Annotated in this window: 17 protein-coding genes; all 17 read right to left on the bottom strand. The window is 73.8% G+C overall.

The annotated features are described in order from the left end of the window. Positions 1-115 precede the first annotated feature (115 nt). Complete coding sequence (locus ACIP9D_RS18415) at positions 116-1,591, bottom strand: ATPase (RefSeq protein WP_350872439.1); 1,476 nt, start codon at positions 1,589-1,591, stop codon at positions 116-118. A gap of 96 nt (positions 1,592-1,687) precedes the next feature. After that, entirely contained in the window at positions 1,688-2,701 is a 1,014-nt protein-coding gene (locus ACIP9D_RS18410; protein ID WP_350872437.1) for a hypothetical protein, read from the bottom strand. 41 nt (positions 2,702-2,742) lie between these two features. Next, entirely contained in the window at positions 2,743-3,687 is a 945-nt protein-coding gene (locus tag ACIP9D_RS18405; RefSeq protein ID WP_350872435.1) for an RluA family pseudouridine synthase, read from the bottom strand. Next, positions 3,684-4,304 carry a signal peptidase II gene (gene lspA, locus ACIP9D_RS18400; protein ID WP_350872433.1) on the bottom strand — a complete coding sequence of 207 codons (621 nt, stop codon included), beginning with the start codon at positions 4,302-4,304 and terminating at the stop codon, positions 3,684-3,686. Before lspA ends, ACIP9D_RS18405 begins: the two co-directional genes overlap by 4 nt. A gap of 63 nt (positions 4,305-4,367) precedes the next feature. Continuing rightward, on the bottom strand, positions 4,368-4,787 hold the full coding sequence (locus ACIP9D_RS18395) for a TraR/DksA C4-type zinc finger protein (protein WP_350872431.1): 420 nt from the start codon (positions 4,785-4,787) through the stop codon (positions 4,368-4,370). A 223-nt stretch (positions 4,788-5,010) separates the two neighbouring features. Further along, positions 5,011-6,510 carry a potassium/proton antiporter gene (locus tag ACIP9D_RS18390; protein ID WP_350872429.1) on the bottom strand — a complete coding sequence of 500 codons (1,500 nt, stop codon included), beginning with the start codon at positions 6,508-6,510 and terminating at the stop codon, positions 5,011-5,013. A gap of 22 nt (positions 6,511-6,532) precedes the next feature. Then, positions 6,533-6,838, bottom strand: a complete 306-nt coding sequence (locus tag ACIP9D_RS18385) for a DUF167 domain-containing protein (protein ID WP_350872427.1) — start codon at positions 6,836-6,838, stop codon at positions 6,533-6,535. 13 nt (positions 6,839-6,851) lie between these two features. Next, positions 6,852-7,472 carry a hypothetical protein gene (locus ACIP9D_RS18380; protein ID WP_350872425.1) on the bottom strand — a complete coding sequence of 207 codons (621 nt, stop codon included), beginning with the start codon at positions 7,470-7,472 and terminating at the stop codon, positions 6,852-6,854. Positions 7,473-7,548: 76 nt separating this feature from the next. Then, positions 7,549-8,349, bottom strand: coding sequence for a DivIVA domain-containing protein (locus ACIP9D_RS18375; RefSeq protein WP_350872423.1), 801 nt, complete (start codon positions 8,347-8,349; stop codon positions 7,549-7,551). A 44-nt stretch (positions 8,350-8,393) separates the two neighbouring features. After that, a complete protein-coding gene (locus tag ACIP9D_RS18370; RefSeq protein WP_281573071.1) occupies positions 8,394-8,699 on the bottom strand; it encodes a YggT family protein in 306 nt (101 codons plus the stop codon). A 31-nt stretch (positions 8,700-8,730) separates the two neighbouring features. Further along, on the bottom strand, positions 8,731-9,420 hold the full coding sequence (locus ACIP9D_RS18365; RefSeq protein ID WP_350872421.1) for a cell division protein SepF: 690 nt from the start codon (positions 9,418-9,420) through the stop codon (positions 8,731-8,733). Positions 9,421-9,611: 191 nt separating this feature from the next. Next, positions 9,612-10,355, bottom strand: a complete 744-nt coding sequence (locus ACIP9D_RS18360; protein WP_350872419.1) for a YggS family pyridoxal phosphate-dependent enzyme — start codon at positions 10,353-10,355, stop codon at positions 9,612-9,614. A gap of 9 nt (positions 10,356-10,364) precedes the next feature. Then, entirely contained in the window at positions 10,365-11,480 is a 1,116-nt protein-coding gene (gene ftsZ / locus ACIP9D_RS18355) for a cell division protein FtsZ (protein WP_350872417.1), read from the bottom strand. 255 nt (positions 11,481-11,735) lie between these two features. Next, the gene (locus ACIP9D_RS18350; RefSeq protein WP_350872415.1) at positions 11,736-12,551 is read right to left on the bottom strand and encodes an FtsQ-type POTRA domain-containing protein; all 816 of its coding nucleotides are present in this window, start codon (positions 12,549-12,551) and stop codon (positions 11,736-11,738) included. Beyond that, on the bottom strand, positions 12,548-14,122 hold the full coding sequence (gene murC, locus ACIP9D_RS18345) for a UDP-N-acetylmuramate--L-alanine ligase (RefSeq protein ID WP_350872413.1): 1,575 nt from the start codon (positions 14,120-14,122) through the stop codon (positions 12,548-12,550). Before murC ends, ACIP9D_RS18350 begins: the two co-directional genes overlap by 4 nt. After that, positions 14,119-15,225 (bottom strand): undecaprenyldiphospho-muramoylpentapeptide beta-N-acetylglucosaminyltransferase, encoded by a 1,107-nt coding sequence (gene murG, locus ACIP9D_RS18340; RefSeq protein WP_350872411.1) that lies wholly within the window; start codon positions 15,223-15,225, stop codon positions 14,119-14,121. The genes murC and murG overlap by 4 nt, the downstream gene beginning before the upstream one ends. Next, positions 15,225-16,655, bottom strand: a complete 1,431-nt coding sequence (locus ACIP9D_RS18335) for an FtsW/RodA/SpoVE family cell cycle protein (RefSeq protein WP_400450560.1) — start codon at positions 16,653-16,655, stop codon at positions 15,225-15,227. The genes murG and ACIP9D_RS18335 overlap by 1 nt, the downstream gene beginning before the upstream one ends. Positions 16,656-16,752: the final 97 nt, after the last annotated feature.

The raw sequence follows: 16,752 nt of genomic DNA, 5'->3' as shown, positions 1-16,752 counted from the left end.
CGGTCGGCCTCGCCGGGCTGGGCGGCGGACCGGTCGGGGTCGGGGGTGTCCGGGCTCACCCGATGATCCTCTCAGGCGGGCGGACGGGCGGGGGCGCCGGTGGCGGCACACCCCCTCACCGGGCGAACGGCTCCAACATCATCGCGGCGGCCTTCAGCCAGGCGTCCCGGGTCGCCGGCTGGAGCTGGTGGTACTCGATCGACGACCCGGTCTCCAGCGCCGGGTCGTACGGCACCACCGCGACCGCGCGGGTACGGGTGGCGAAGTGCCGCTCCAAGTCGTCCTGCAAGGTCGACCGGCCCGGCGTCGGGCAGGAGATCAGGGTGACCGCGTTGTCGGCCAGCTCGCCCATGCCCACCTCGTGCAGCAGGTCGAGCATCCAGTCGGCGCTGAACGCCGCGTCCTCGCGGGGCACCGTGGTCACCACCAACTGGTCCGCCGCCTGCATCACGGTGCGCCAGTTCGGGCTCTCCACGTTGTTGCCGGTGTCGACGCAGACCACCTCGTGGGTACGCCGCAGCAGCTCCAGCACCCGCCGGACGGTGAACTGGTCCAGCCGCTGGGCGAACCGGGGGCTCTCCTCCCCGGCCAGCACGTCGTAGGAGTTGTCGGAGGCGTGCCGAAGGTAGTCGTCGAGGTGCTCGAGCAGGGTGCTGCCCTCGAGGATCTCGATCTGGGCCAGATCGGTGATCAGGTGGCGGATGGTCCGGGCGTGCCGGGCGCTGCCGGCGCGCAGCCCGAGCGTGCCGCGCAGCTCGTTGTCGTCCCAGGCCAGCACGCCCCGGCCGCGGACGCTGCCGACGGTCGCCGCGGCGAGCACCGTGGCGGTGGTCTTGTGCACCCCGCCCTTCGGATTGGCGAAGGCGAGCACCCGTGGGGTGCCGAACTCCCGGCGCAGCAGTGCGGTGGCCCGTTCCAGCTCCGGGTCGGCGGCCGGCGGGCGCCAGTCGACTCGGGCCGGATAGCCCCGGTCGACGGCCGCCGGGGGCGGTGCGAGCGCCGGGGGCGGGGCGGCCGGCGGCGCGGGAGCGGGCGGCGGCGCCGGGGCGGCCGCCCGGCCCTCGGGTCGGTAGCCGTTCTCCAGCAACGCGTAGCGGGACTCCACCGGCGGCGGATCGGGTCGGTAACCGTTCTCCAGCAGCGCGTAACGCGACTCGACCGGGTCCGGCCGGCGCGGCTCCGGCACCCGGTAGGCCGGCTCGGCGGGGTAGCCCGGCTCGGGCTGGTAGCCGCGTCCAGGCTGGTAGGTCGGCTCGGGCGGGTAGGTCGGCTCCGGCTGGTAGGTCGGCTCGGCCCGGTAGGTCGGCTCCGCCCGGTAGGCGGGGTCCACCCGGTAGGTGGCCTCGGCCCGGTAACCGGGATCCGCGCCGTAGGGCTGCTCGACCGGCGGGCTGACCGCCTGCGCCCGCCCGGCGTAGCCGTCGTGTGACCGCCGCGGCAGCGGCTCGGCGGGAGGCAGTGGATCCTCGACCCGTCGGTCGGGTTCGGGCTGCTCACTGCCCCGGCCGGCGAGCCGGGCCCGGTCGAGCAGCGCCCGCCACCGCGGTGCCGGTTCGGCCGGCCGACCCCAGCCGGTCTCGCTGCCCTCCACGGCTCGCCCTCCCCAGCGCGATCAATCTCCATCAAACAGGCTACGAAGGAAACCCTATTCGGACCACACCGCCCTGCCCAATCCGCCGGTCCCCGATCACGACGTGGTCGGCTCCGCGGCCTCGGCACCGGTCGCGTCGGGCGAGGTGACGGGGGTTGGCGGCGGAGCCACGGACGGCGTCGTCGGTTCCGGCTCGGGTGCCGGATCCGTCACGACCGGTGCGGGTTCCGACGATTCGCCCACCGCCGGGGTGGCCGAGGGCGTCGCCGAGGGGCTGCCGGGCCCGTCCGCGGTCGCCGTGGGTAGCGCGGTGTCCGCCGGTGGGCGGACCACCTCCTGCTGCTCGGGCAGCGGCGGGGTGAAGACCGTCCGGTCCAGCCGACGCACCTCCGGCGCCGGGTCGACCGACCGCACGGTCTGCCGGCCGGCCACCGCGCGCAGCGCGGCCGGTTGGGCGCGGACCACCGCGGCGTAGACGCAGGCGCACCCGGAGCGGTAGGCGTCCGCCTCCGCCGCGGCCACCTCGGCGCCGCTGGCGTACACCTGACGCACGTCGGCGTCGCCGGCGGACGCGGTGGCGCGGGTCCGGTAGTCGGCGGCCTCCTGGTCCTTGCGCGCGGCCAGCTCGGCCATCCCGGCGACCACGTCGTCCGGAATGCGCAGCGCCGGGATCCGGACGATCTCGGTCTGCCGGCCGGGCAGCGGCACCCGCCCGAAGACCTCGGAGACCGACACGTCGCCGAGCACCGCCGTGAGCCGCTGCGGCGGCAGGTAGGTCTCCAGCGAGACCAGCGCGTAGGTGCCCTCGGCGCCGCTCGGCGCGGCCGTGGGCAGGGCCGCGAGGTCGGCGGCCGCGGCCCGCAGATAGCCCGGCACGGAGTCGCCGTCGACGACCCCGACGCGGGTCACCTCGCCGACGGTCGGGTCGCCCACCGGGCGGCGGTCACCGGCGGCCCAGACGGCGGTGAGCAGCACCGCCGCCACCGACAGCAGCGCCGTGGAGGTGAGCATCCGCGGCCGGGACGAGGTGTCGGCGAGGCGCCTGACCGCTCGGGTCAGGGGCGGCAGCAGCCGTTGGTCAAGCTGGCGCAGCAGATCGCCGGCGCGCACGGGCTGGTCCCCTCGTCGGTCGGTGTCGGACGGGCCGCCGCTCAGTCGCGGAGGATCCGGAGCGCGCGTTCCAGGTCGTCAGGGTAGTCGCTGACGAAGCGGACCTCGTCCCCCGTTCGGGGGTGCTCGAAGCTCAACTCGCGGGCATGCAGCCACTGTCGGTCCAGCTTGAGCCGACCGGACAGCGTCGGATCGGCGCCGTAGGTGAGGTCGCCCACACAGGGGTGGCGCAGCGTGGAGAAGTGCACCCGGATCTGGTGGGTCCGGCCGGTCTCCAGCCGCACGTCGAGCAGGCTGGCGGCCGGGAACGCCTCCAGGGTGTCGTAGTGGGTGATGCTCGGCTTGCCGCCGGAGACCACCGCCCAGCGGTAGTCGTGGGTGGGGTGCCGGTCGATGGGGGCGTCGATGGTGCCGCGCAGCGGGTCCGGGTGGCCCTGCACCACCGCGTGGTAGCGCTTCTCCACCTCGCGGTACTTGAACGCCCGCTTGAGCGCCGTGTAGGCCTGCTCGCTCTTGGCCACCACCATGATCCCGGTGGTGCCCACGTCGAGCCGGTGCACCACTCCCTGCCGCTCGGCGGCGCCGCTGGTGGAGATGCGGTGGCCGATCGCGGCCAGCGCGCCGATCACGGTCGGGCCGGTCCAGCCGGGGCTGGGATGCGCCGCCACGCCGACCGGCTTGTCCACCACCACGATGTCGTCGTCGGCGTGGACCACCCGCAGACCGGGCACCGCCTGCGGCACCACGGTCGGCGGCGCGACCGGCGCGGGCAGGGTCACCTCCAGCCACGAGCCGGCCTTGACCTTGTACGAGTTGGCCCGGACCACGCCGTCGACCAGCGCGTCGCCGGAGTCCACCAGGGCCGCGGCGGCGGTGCGGGAGAGACCGAAGAGGCGGGAAACCGCCTGGTCCAGCCGCATGCCGTCGAGGCCGTCCGGCACCGGCAGAGAGCGGTGGTCGCCTCCGGCGGCGAACGCGGCGGTCACGCGCGCTCCCGCTGCTCGGCGGCGGTCGCCTGACCGTCGCCCGCGTCGACCGGACGCCCGTCGCGGGTCACCCGCCCGCCGTCACGCTGGCGGCCGGTGAGCTCCAGCAGCACGGCGAGGATCACGCCGCAGACCAGCGAGCTGTCCGCCAGGTTGAAGACCGGGAAGTACTCGCCGAACGGCCCGAAGACGCTGATCATGTCGACCACGTGACCGTGGAAGGGGCTGGGGGCCCGGAAGATCCGGTCCGCCAGGTTGCCGAGCGCCCCGCCGAGCACCAGCCCGAGCGAGATCGCCCAGGGCATCGACCGCAGCCGCAGCGCCATCCAGACGATCCAGCCGATCACGCCGATGGTGATCAGTGGGAAGACCCAGGTGTAGTCGGAGCCGATGCTCCAGGCGGCGCCGCTGTTGCGGATCAGGCTGAGGTAGACGAGCCCGCCGAGAATCCGGACCGGCTCGTGGTCGGAGAGGTTGGCCAGGGCGAGATGCTTGGTGGTCAGGTCGGCCAGGAAGGCGACCAGCGCGGTGCCGGCGAGGATCGCGACGGCCCGGGGCCGGGGCTTGCGGTCGGCCTCTTCGGCCCGGCCGGATCCGGCGGACGGTGCTGCGCTCATCTGCTCCCCATCGACACTCGGCGGTGATCGTTCACCGTCTCCATCGCCGCCGGGGAACGGACCTCAGCGCCGCTCCTCCAGCTGCTTGCAGGTCACGCAGAGGGTCGCCGACGGGAAGGCGGCGAGCCGCTCCACCGGGATCGGGTTGCCGCACCGCTCGCACCAGCCGTAGCCACCCTCGTCGAGCCGCTCCAGCGCGCGCTCGACCTGCGTGATCCGTTCCAGGATGCTGTTGGCGAGAGAGATCTCCTGCTCCCGCTCGAACGTCTTGGTCCCGGTGTCGGCCTGGTCGTCCCCGGCCGAGTCGGTCAGCCGATCGCGCTGCAGCTCGGTGATCTCGCTCAGCGTCTGATCGTACTCGGCGCGAAGCTCGTCCCGCCGCGCCGCCAGGGCCGCCCGGATCTTCTCGGTCTCCGCGGCGCTGCGGGTGGGCCTCGCCACCGGCTTTCGGCCGGCTGTCCTGGTGTCGGCTGGCTTCGCCATCGTCGCTCCCTCGGCCGCGGAACCGCGGCGGTCCGCGGCACCTGGACAGGGGGCACCGACCAGGCACCCCCAGGTACGAAAAGGGGCGCGCGGCGACAACGGCCGCGCACTCCGGAGGTTGGCAAGAATACGGAACGTATCGGCGTCCGACAACGTGCCGCACCGACGCACCGCTATTCAGCCTCGAGTCCCACCTAACCGGGACAAAAGGAACGCTAGCAGATCAACCGTCCCGATCATTGCCGTACTCGCCAAACCAACGGGCCAGCCGACCCCGCCGGCTGACCGCCCGCAGCCGCCGTTCGGCCTCGTCCCGGACCCCACCGGTGGCCACGATCAACAGGCTGTCGCCGGTCTTCAACCGGGTGTCCGGGACCGGCACGAAACCGACCCCGTCGCGCAGCACCAGGGTCACCGAGGCGCCCGGCGGCAGCCGCAGCTCGTCGACGTGCACCCCGGCCAGCCGAGATCCCGGCGGCACCTCCAACTGGAGCAGATCGGCCCGCATCCGCTCCAGCGGGGCGGTCTCGACGTGGATCTCCGTCGCCTCGGCCGGCGCGGTGACCCTGAGCCGGCGGGCGAGCGGCGCCAGCGTCGTGGTCTGCACCAGCGTGAAGATCACCACCAGCACGAAGACCGCGTCGAAGAGCCGGTCCGCGCCGGGCACCCGCTCGGAGAGCGGGATGGTGGCCAGCACGATCGGCACCGCGCCACGCAGCCCGGCCCAGGACAGGAACGCCTGCTCGCGCACCCCCACCCGGAACGGCAGCGCGGCGACCGCCACCGACAGCGGCCGGGCGGCCAGCACCAGGGCCAGCCCGGCGACCACCGCGGGGAGCACCGCGGCGTCCAGCCGTCCCGGGGAGACCAGCAGCCCGAGCAGCACGAACAGGCCGATCTGCGCCAACCAGGCCAGCCCGTCGGCGAAGCCGAGGATCGCCTGCCGGTGCGGCAGTCGGGCGTTGCCGAGCAGCACCCCGGCGACGTAGACGGCGAGGAAGCCGGAGGCGTGCAGCACCGCGCCGACGGCGTACGCCAGCACGGTGAAGCCGACCACGGCGATGGGGTACAGCCCCGCCGAGGGCAGCGCCGCCCGGCGCAGCGCCCACCGCCCGGCGAACCCGGCAGCCAACCCGACCGCCGCGCCGGCCGCCAGCTCGTAGCCGACCAGCCCGACCTCGTACCACCAGGGATGGCCGGCGCCCTCCCGGGAGAGCAGCACCACGAGCAGCACCACCGGGGCGTCGTTCATCCCCGACTCGGCCTCGAGGGTGGCCACCAGCCGGGGCGGCAGGCGCAGTCGGCGCAGGGTGGCGAAGACCGCCGCCGCGTCGGTGGAGGACAGCACCGCGCCGTAGAGCAGCGCCAGGCGCCAGTCCAGCCCGAGCAGCAGGTGCACGGCGACCCCGACCACCACGATGCTGACGACCACGCCGACGGTGGAGAGCGCGGCGGAGAGCCCGAGCACCGGGCGCAACGTGCTCCACCGGGCGGTCAACCCGCCCTCGGCGATGATCACGATCAGCGCGCAGAAGCCGAGCGCCCGGGTCAGCTCGACGTCGTCGAACCGGATGCCCAGCCCGGCCTCGCCGATCCCCACGCCCATGGCCAGGTAGACAAGCAGGCTGGGCACCCCGAGCCGGCTGGAGAGCCGGACGGCGCCGACCGCCACCAGCAGCACGGCCGCGCCGACCAGCAGCGCGAGATCGAGCCCGGGCGTCACGACCGCCTGGCCCGGGCGTTCCTCACTCGCCGGATCCGTCGCGCAGCCGGCGCAGCACGCCGGGCAGCTCGGGGCCGGGCCGTTCCACGAGGAAGAGCTTGTCCCGACTGGCCGCGCCGGTGCGCAGCGACACCGCGGCGGCGCGGACGCCGAGCGCGCCGGCCAGCGCCCGGCGGGCGGCCTCGGTGGCCCGGCCGTCGACGGCCGGCGCGTTCACCGCGATCACCAGAGCGGGGCCGTGCGGCCCGTCGAAGCAGCCGCCGACCCGGGCCCGGGCGGCGCCGGGCTTCACCCGTACCGCCACCGTGAGAGTGTCGTCGGCGGGCACGATGTTCTCCCGCTCAGTACGGCCGGGCGTCGGTGAGCAGGACGGTGGCCGGCGCGCAGCGCTGGCACGGGGTGAAGCCCAGCTCGACCGCCTCGGCCACCGGCAGCGGCTCGTGCGTCCGCCCGACCAGGTGGGCGCAGTCGTCGAGGTGGTAGCGGGGCCTGCCGTCGACCACCCGGACCTCGTCCACCAGCCGGGCCAGCCGGGCTTCCTCGGCGGGCGTGACCGGCTGCGCGGCCGGCTCGTCGTCGTGGGCCCCGACGGCGGCAGCGCCCGGGGAGGGTTCGTCGTCGGCCGGGGCCTCGGGTGGTTGCCGCCACCCGGTGCCGCCGGTACCGACAGTCGAAGGAACGTGCTGGACCGGGATCTCCGGCTCCGCCAGCGGCGGGCCGTACGCGACCCGCGGCGCGGCCGGTTCGGCCGGGCGGGAGGCTTCCGCCTGCCACGGACCGGACGGATCCGGCCCCGCCGTCGTCCGGCTGGTGGCTGCCTGGCGGGCACCCACCACCAACGCGACGGCGGCCAGCAGACTGGCCCCGATCGAGATGATCAGCATCAGACTGGAGCCACCGGCCAGGCCGAGCACCAGCAGCGCCACGGCGACGAGGATGAGCAGGAGACTTGCGACTATCACGGCTCACCCCCGCCGCGTCGTACCATCCAGACGCGGTCGGCGACCGCCATCGTTCCCGACGGCCGCCGACCGGAGATCAGCGACCGGCCTCGAGCGCACCGGAGCGACCGCCACCGTAGGAGCCGGCGAGGCCGGCCGTGGCCAGCCCGTTGCCGCCGGCGGCCCGGTTGCCCTCGGAGCGGGTCATCTCGGCCTCCAGGCCCTGACCGCGGCCGTCCAGGTCGCGCAGCTGGCTCTCCAGGTAGGCCTTGAGCCGGGTGCGGTACTCGCGCTCGAACTGCTTGAGCTCTTCGATGTGCTTCTGCAGCGCGGTGCGCTTGGCGTCCAGGCCGCCCATGGCCTCCTGGTGCCGCTGGCGGGCGTCGCGCTCCAGCGCGTCAGCCTTCGCCCGCGCCTCGCGGGTCACCTCTTCGGCCTTCGAGCGGGCCTCGGAGAGCAGCTGGTCGGCCTCGCGACGGGCGTCGGAGACGTGGTCGTCGGCCGTCCGCTGGGCCATCATCAGCACCCGCAGCGCCTGCTGCTCACCGTCACCGGTGACGGCCGGGCCACCGGTCGCGCGGACCTGCTCCAGCTCGGCCTGCATCGCGCGGGCGGCCTGCTCGGCCGCTGCCTTGTCACGCTGCACCCGGTCGAGCTGGGCCTTGACGTCGTTGAGCTCCGCCGCGAGACGGGCGTCGCCGCCGGGGCCGGCGGGGGCGCCACCACGGCCGCCGCGCTCCACCTGGGCGCGCAGCTCGTTGTTCTCCTCGATGAGACGGGCGAGCTCGCGCTCGACCTCGTCAAGGAAGGCGTCGACCTCCTCCTCGTCATACCCCCGCTTGCCGATCGGCGGCTTTTTGAAGGCGACGTTGTGTACGTCGGCCGGGGTCAGCGGCATCGAAACTCCTCGGGTCAGTTGCGGCCGCGATAGCGCGTCGGTCATCAGGCGGTCCTGATGATCGACGGCTCTAACACGAACTCCATCAGCACGAACAGGATAACCAGGAGCACAAGGGAGGCCAGGTCGATGCTCACGGTACCAATTCGCAGCGGAGGGATCACACGCCTCAACGCGCTGAGAGGGGGATCAGTGACGCTCCACACGGATTCCAGTCCCGCCGATGCCCCACGCCCCGGTTGCCACCGGCGGCCGTACTGAAGCACGGCGCTCAGGACAAACCGGGACAGAAGAAGGAGCAGGAAGACGTAGAGGATCAGGTACAGGACTTGCAGCAGGATCGACAACACGGCAGGCGACGTCCCTCGGGTCGGGCGGGGGTCAACTCAGACTGAAAAAGCCGCCCTCAGCGATCTTGGCCTTGTCCTCCGCGGTGACCTGGACGTTGGCCGGTGAGAGCAGGAACACCCGATTGGTCACGCGCTCGATCGTACCGCGCAGCCCGAATGCCAGCCCGGCGGCGAAGTCCACCAGACGGCGGGCGTCCGCCTCGTCCATCTCGGTGAGGTTGATGATCACCGGAACGCCGTCGCGGAAGTGCTCACCGATGGTCCGAGCCTCCCGGTAGGTGGTCGGGTGCAGCGTGGTGATCTGGTAGCGCTGCTCCTCGTCGGCGACCACCGCCCGCTCCCGGGGCGACGTCTGCGGGGCCAGAGCCAGGTTGTCCCTGGTGTGGTAGGTCAGCGCGCCCGAGGTCTCGCCGGTCGACCGGGTGATCGACCGGACGCTGGAGCGTTCGACCCGCTCCGGCCGCTCGACCTCGGCCCGCTCGGAGTCGGTCGCCCGACCAGCCCGCTCGCCGAGCCGGCCACGCTCCCCCACCCGGGGACGCGGCGCCGGCGGCTCCTCGGTGTCGTCCTCGTCGTCCTCGGCGAACTCCTCGGCGTACCGGCTCTGCCGGTAGCGCGACTCGCGGTAGCCCCCCTTTTCGTAGCCACCGTCGTCGTAGGCCCGCTCGTCGTCCTCTTCGACCAGACCGAGCCAGACCCCCGCCTTGCGCAGTGCACCCATCCCGCGCCCTTCCGTCCGCCGTGCGGCACACGCCCCCGTGCCGTGTCGCCTGTCGCGAGTGGACTTCTCTGCCCACTGGACCGGAACGGCAATCCCCTGGCGCGCGATTCGCGTCGCGCGCCACGACCCCCGACAACGGGATGCCGTTCCCGAAAACAACACAGATGTAATTTGCTTCTTTCGCGGTCAGGCTACCGCAGCGTGGGGCGCATTCCGAGCAACGCGCTACCGACGCGGACATGTGTCGCGCCGTATCTGATCGCGATTTCCAGGTCGCCGCTCATACCCGCCGAGAGTTCGGTGGCTCCGGGATGGACCGCGCGGAACGCGGCGGCCACCTCGGCCAGCCGGGCGAAGGCCCGCTCCGGCTCCCAGCCCAGCGGCGCCACCGCCATCAGCCCGGCCAGCCGCAGCGCCGGCGCCGCCGCCAGCGCCTCGGCGACCGCGTCCAACCCGACGTCCGGATCGGCCGAGCCGGGCAGCGCGCCGCCCCGGGCCGGGTCACCGTCGACGCTCACCTGGACCAGCGCCGCCAGCGGACTGTCCCGGGTGCTCGCCGCGGTGTCCAGCGCCCGGGCCAGCCGGACGCTGTCCATCGAGTGCACCACGTCGGCGTACCGGACCACCGACCGGGCCTTGTTGCGTTGCAACCGGCCGATGAAGTGCCAGCGCGGCGTCGCGCCGGCCGCCGCCACCGCCGCGGCCTTCTCGCCCGCCTCCTGGTCCCGGTTCTCCCCCATGTCGGTCACACCGAGGCCGGCCAGCGCCAGCACGTCGCCGGCCGGGTAGGTCTTGGTGACGGCGATCATCGTGACGTCGGCGCGGTCCCGGCCGGCCGCGTCGCACGCGTCCGCGATCCGGGCCTGGACCCGGGCCAGGCCGGCCGCGAGTTCGGCCCGGCGGTCCGGCCGGACCGTGGTCGAGCTGTCGGTCATCGGCGGCGCTCAGGACCCGTTCTTGAGGAAGTCGGGCACGTCGACGTCGTCGAAGAGCACCCGACGGGGCGACTGCTGCGGCGCCGGCATGGCGGCCGGCGGCGTGACCGGCGGGCTCTGCGGGGCCGGCTGGTTCTGGTTGGTCTTCCGGCCCGGCTCGGCCGCCTTGTAGGCCGGCGTGCCGCCGTCGAAGCCGGCCGCGATCACGGTGACCCGCACCTCGTCGCCGAGGGCGTCGTCGATGACCGCGCCGAAGATGATGTTCGCGTCCGGGTGGGCCGCGTCGGTGACCAGCTGCGCCGCGTCGTTGATCTCGAACAGGCCGAGGTCGGAGCCGCCGGCGATGGAGAGCAGCACCCCGCGGGCGCCGTCCATGCTCTGCTCCAGCAGCGGGCTGGAGATGGCCGCCTCGGCCGCCTCGACCGCGCGGTTCTCGCCCCGGGCGCTGCCGATGCCCATCAGGGCGCTGCCCGCGCCGCTCATCACGCTCTTCACGTCGGCGAAGTCCAGGTTGATCAGACCCGGCGTGGTGATCAGGTCGGTGATGCCCTGCACACCGGAGAGGAGCACCTGGTCGGCGGTGCGGAACGCGTCCATCATGCTGATGTTGCGGTCGCCGAGCGCCAGCAGCCGGTCGTTGGGGATGACGATCAGCGTGTCGCACTGGTTGCGCAGCTCGTCTATCCCCGCCTCGGCCTGCACCTGGCGACGCTTGCCCTCGAACGAGAACGGCCGGGTCACCACACCGATGGTGAGCGCGCCGAGCTTGCGGGCGATGTTCGCCACCACGGGCGCGCCGCCGGTGCCGGTGCCGCCGCCCTCGCCGCAGGTCACGAAGACCATGTCGGCGCCCTTGAGCACCTCCTCGATCTCGTCGCGGTGGTCCTCGGCGGCGTTCTTGCCGACGTCCGGATTGGCGCCCGCGCCGAGCCCGCGGGTCAACTCCCGACCGACGTCGAGCTTGACGTCGGCGTCACTCATCAGCAGCGCCTGCGCGTCGGTGTTGATCGCGATGAACTCGACGCCCTTGAGCCCAACCTCGATCATCCGGTTGACGGCGTTGACGCCGCCGCCCCCGATGCCGACGACCTTGATGACCGCCAGGTAGTTGTGCGGAGGTGTCATCTCCGGTCCTTTCCCCTCGAGATTGGCATGGGCCGGCCCCACACGGCTTGGCCAGGCCAGTGGTCGACGGTGGTGCTCCGGCAGGGGGTCAGGGATGGAACCCTCACCCTCTACTAGAGGCTTACAGTTATGTCAACCACTGATCCTCTTCGGGGCAACGTAAGCGCCCCCGCCCGCAGAGCCAAGGACCTGCTCGGCGTGTCGCCGCCCGGAGCGGAACGGCTCACGTCGCGCCCGCCCCGCCAAGCCCCCGGATCACCGGAAGGTCACCACGTCCGGCGCGCTCACGTCGATCGTCTCCGCCCGCTGTCCGAGCAGCGCGGTGGTCACCCGGGCCTTGTCGTCGCCCCGGGACGCGTCGCCCCAGACCACGGTGCGGTCGCCGTCGAGCCGGAGCTTGATCAGGGCCAGGCTCTCCACGGTCACGTCCACCAGCGCGGCGCGCAGCTGCGGGGTGAGCGCGCCGAGCACCTCCACCGCCGCCCGGGTGCCCGGGTCGTCCGGCCCCGGCTCGACGACCCGGATCAGCGGCAGGTCGTCCGGGCGCTGGGTGAGGCTGCGGAAGACCGTCCCGCTGCCGTCGATCACCACGAACCGCTCGCCCTGCGGGACCACCGCGACCCCGGTGCGCTCCACCACCCGGACCACCAGCGCGTCCGGCCAGTCCCGGGTCACCGTCGCCCGCTGCACCGGGGCGAGCGCGCCGATCCGGCGAGCGGTACCGGCCAGGTCCACCCGGGCCAGCGGAACGCCGTCCGGTATCCCGGCCGCGTCGCGCACCTGCACCGGGTTGACCAGTTCGGCGCCCTCCACCCGCACCTCACGCACCCCGAACAGCCCGGTGCCGAGCACCGCCCAGGCGACCAGCCCGGCCAGCGCGAGCAGCCCCGCCGCCACCGCCCACGGCAGCGCGGCGCGCATCCGGCGCTGCCGGGCCCGGCGCATGAACCGCCGGGTCGAGGCGGGCACCGCGTCGCTGCCGGCGCGGACCAGCTGCCAACGGCGCACCGCGCCGCGCCGGCCGGCCGCCTCCGCGCCGGAGGTCCGCCCGCGGGCCGGCCCGGGGCTCATCCGGCGGCGGGCGCCGCGCCGTCCGGGGCCACGGCGTCACCCGCGGCCGAGGTGCCGGCGCCGGGCGGGGCGTCGGGGACGGTTCCCCCGATGGCCGCGCTGGCGCCGGAGGAGCCGCCCGGCGGCACCGTCCCGGCCGGGTTCGCCGCCGCGTCCGCCCGGGCCAGCAGCGCGTCCAGCAGCTGGTCGCCCATCAGCGAGATCGGCGGGGCGCCCATCGTCACCACCACGTCACCGGGACGGGCCCGGCGGGCCACCTCCAGCGGCGCCGCCTCCCAGGAGTCCACGAAGACCTTGCGTTCGGCCGGCAGCGACACCGCCTCGATCAGCGCCGCCGACCCCTCACCGGGTTGGCGCAGCTCACCCGGGCCGAAGACCTCCAGCAGCACCAACTCGTCGGCGATGTCCAGCGCCGCGGCGATCTCGGCCTGCAGGTCGCGGGTCCGGTAGAGCCGGTACGGCTGGAAGACCACGATCAGCCGGCCGTCGCCGGCCACCTCACGCAGCGTCTGCAGCGCCAGCGTCATCGAGGTGGGGTGGTAGGCGTACTCGTCGTAGACCAGCACGTCGTCCGCGACGCCCTTGCGTTCGAAGCGCCGCCGCACGCCGGGGAACGCCGCCAGCGCGGCCTCCGCCGCCTCCAGCGGCAGCCCCAGCAGGTACGTGGTCAGCACTGCCGAGGCGCTGTTGAGCCCCATGTGCCGCCCCGGCACCGGCAGCCGGAACTCGCCCAGCGACCGGCCGTCGATCGCGGCCAGGTAGCGCACGCCCTGCGCCGACGAGGTGACCTCGGTCAGCCGCAGGTCGGCGTCGGCCGCCTCACCGTAGGTGTGCACCCGGCGGCCCTCGGCCCGCAGCGTCTCGGCCAGCCGGCGCCCGCCCGGGTCGTCGGCGCAGGTGATGATGTATCCGTCCGGGTCGGTGAGCCGGGCGAACTCGGCGAAGGTCGCCTCCAGGTTGGCCAGGTCGCCGTAGGTGTTCAGGTGGTCGGCCTCGACGTTGGTGATGACCGAGACGTACGGGCGGTAGATCAGGAACGAGCGGTCACTCTCATCCGCCTCCACCACGAAGTGCTCGCCGGTGCCGTGGTGGGCGCCCGAGCCGACCTCGGAGATCTCCCCGCCGATCACGAAGGAGGGATCCGCGCCGGCCTGCTGGAGCACCATGGTGACCATCGAGGTGGTGGTGGTCTTGCCGTGGGTGCCGGCCACGGCCACCGTCCGGCGACCGGTCATCGCCGCGGCGAGCGCCTCGGAGCGGTGCAGCACCCGCAGGCCGCGCCTGCGCGCCTCCACCATCTCCAGGTGGTCCTGGGGGATGGCCGAGGAGTAGACCACGGTGTCCACGCCGTCCAGGTTGGCCGCCTCGTGGCTCATGTGGATCGTGCCGCCGAGCGCGCGCAGCCCGGCCAGCGAGGGCCACTCGCGCAGCTCGCTGCCGGAGACCGGAATGCCCCGGGTGAGGAAGAGCCGGGCGAGCCCGCTCATGCCGACCCCGCCGACCCCGATCAGGTGGATGGTGCCGAGGTCCTCGGCGGTGAGCGTGCCGGCCGGGGTGAACTGCGCGGTCATCGGGCCACCGCCTCGTAGACGTAGTTCAGCAGCGCCACGTCGCCGTCGCGCCGCCCGTACGCCGACGCGGCCGCGCTCATCGCGGCGAGCCGGTGCGGGTCGCGGATCAGCGGGATCACCGTCCGCTCCAGCCAGTCCGGGGTGAGCTCGGCGTCGTCGACGAGCAACCCGCCGCCGGCCTCCACCACGGGCAGCGCGTTGCGCTTCTGCTCCTGGTTGCTGTGCGGGTACGGCACGTAGATGGTCGGCAGCCCGATCGCGGCCACCTCGGCGCAGGTCATCGCGCCGCCCCGGCCGAGCATCAGGTCGGCCGCGGCGTAACCCAGCTCCATCTCGGACAGGTAGGGCAGGGTCACGTAGGGCACCGGCAGGTCGGTGGGGATCGGCACCGGCTCGTTGCGGGCGCCCATCACGTGCAGCACCTGCACGCCGTTGCGGGCCAGTTCCTTGGCCGCGCCGGAGACGGCGAGGTTGATCGAGCGGGCCCCCTGCGAGCCGCCGGCGACGAAGAGCACCGGCAGGTCGGGACGGAGTCCGAAGTGGGCGCGGGCGCTGGCGCGCAGCGCGGCCCGGTCCAGCCCGGCGATGTTGCGGCGCAGCGGCACGCCGACCACCCGGGCGTCGCGCAGCGACTCGGCCTGCGCCGGTTGGTGCGGGAAGCCGACGGCGACGTGCTTGGTGAACTTCATCCCGAGCCGGTTCGCCACGCCCGGCGGCACGTTCACCTCGTGGATGACGATGGGCAGCTCGCGGCGCCAGGCGGCGAGGTAGGCCGGCACCGAGACGTAGCCGCCGAAGCCGACCACCACGTCGGCCTGCACCTCGTCGATCACCTTGCCGGCGGCGCGGGCCGCGGTCCACATCCGGCCCGGGGTGCGGACCAGGTTCAGGTTGACCGAGCGGGGCAGCTGGTAGGCGGGGATGGTGCGCAGGTCGTAGCCCTGCGGCGGGATCAGCTCGTTCTCCAGGCCCCGGGGTGTGCCCAGGCAGGTGATCCGGACGCCGGGGTCGTGTCGGCGCAGGCAGTCGGCGAAGGCGAGCAGCGGGTAGATGTGCCCCCCGGTGCCACCTCCCGCGAGCACCACCGAACGCAGCGGACCCATCAGCGTCTCCTCTCGTTCGCCGCGCCTCGCCGCGTCCGGGTCTGCCGGGCACGGCGGGCCACGGCCTGCTCGTCCTCCCGCCGCTCCCGCGCCCGGGGCACGGGCCCTCGGGCCGCCGGCGACGACGCCGGTCGGCGACGCCGTCCGGGAAGCGGCGGCAACGGGGCCCAGAGTAGTCGGACCCACCGGGCCGGCGGACGGGCATGCAGGGCTCTGGCCGCATCGGGTTCGGCACGGGCGAAGGAGGCGAGCATGCCGACCGCCGCCAGCGTCACGACCAGGGCACTTCCGCCGTCGGAGATGAACGGCAGCGGCAGCCCGGTGATCGGCAGCAGCCCGACCACCCCACCGATGTTGATCGCGGCCTGGCTGACCAGCCAGGTGGTCACCGCGGCGGCGGCGAGCCGACGGAACGGATCCTCGACCCGCCGGGCGATCCGCAGACCGCTGTAGGCGAGCACGGCGAAGAGGACGAGCACGACGGCGCAGCCGACCACGCCGAGCTCCTCGGCGATGATGGCGAAGATGAAGTCGTTGTGCGCCTCGGGCAGCCAGTCCCACTTCAGGCTGCTCTTGCCCAGCCCGACGCCGAACCAGCCGCCGTGCTCGATGGCCAGGCGGCCCTGGAAGAGCTGGTAGCAGCCGGTCAGCTTGCAGTCCTCGGGCGCCGGGGGGTTGAAGAAGGAGACCAGCCGGGCGAACCGGTAGTTCTGCTCGCCCTGCTCGCCGGAGCCCGCGCCGAGCGAGGCGACCGCGATGAGCAGGCCGACGCCGATCAGCCCGGCCACCGAGAGCGCGCCGAACACCCGCATCCGCACCCCGGCCGCCCAGAGCAGCCCGACCACCAGCGCCAGCAGGCAGATCATGGTGCCCAGGTCGTTGTAGCCGACCAGCACGAAGAGCAGGCCGACCACCGGGAAGAGCGGCGTGGCAAGTTCCCGCCACCAGCCCAGCGCGGCGCCCTTGCGGGCGATCACGTGCGCACCCCAGAGCACCAGCGCGAACTTGGCCAGCTCGGAGGGCTGCACCTGGATCCCACCGATGAAGAGCCAGAGCAGCCGTGCCTCGATCGGACCGACCCGGGCGGAGTCCTGCCCGGTCAGCCGGGCATAGGCGAGCAGCAGGTTGAGCAGCAGCAGCAGGCCGATCGCGGTGATCAGCAGCGGCCGGCCCAGCGCCCGGTAGGTGCTCGCCGGCAGCCGCTGGCAGGCCCAGAACGCCACCATGCCGATCACCGCGAAGATCGCCTGCTTGGTCAGCGAGGTCGAGGCGTTGCCGTTCTCCGCGTAGTCCGTCACGCTGGTCGCCGAGAAGACCATGGTCAGGCCGATCACCAGCAGCAGACCGGCGCTGGAGATCAGCAGGTAGTAGGAGGCCAGCGGGCGGTCCAACAGGCCGCGCAGCGCGGCCAGCCCGCCCGCGGCGTCCAGGCCGCGCAGGGGCGCCGGTGCCGCCGCGCCCGGCTCGTCGGGCGCACGCGGCGCCGCGGTCGCCTCGGTGCCACGACCGCCGCCGGGCGCCCGCCGC

Origin of the sequence: Micromonospora sp. NPDC093243, from assembly GCF_044753725.1 — a bacterium.
In the GTDB taxonomy this organism is placed as follows: domain Bacteria; phylum Actinomycetota; class Actinomycetes; order Mycobacteriales; family Micromonosporaceae; genus Micromonospora.
The sequence above is the reverse complement of the archived record's forward strand: the minus strand, read 5'-3'. Positions and strand labels throughout refer to the sequence as shown.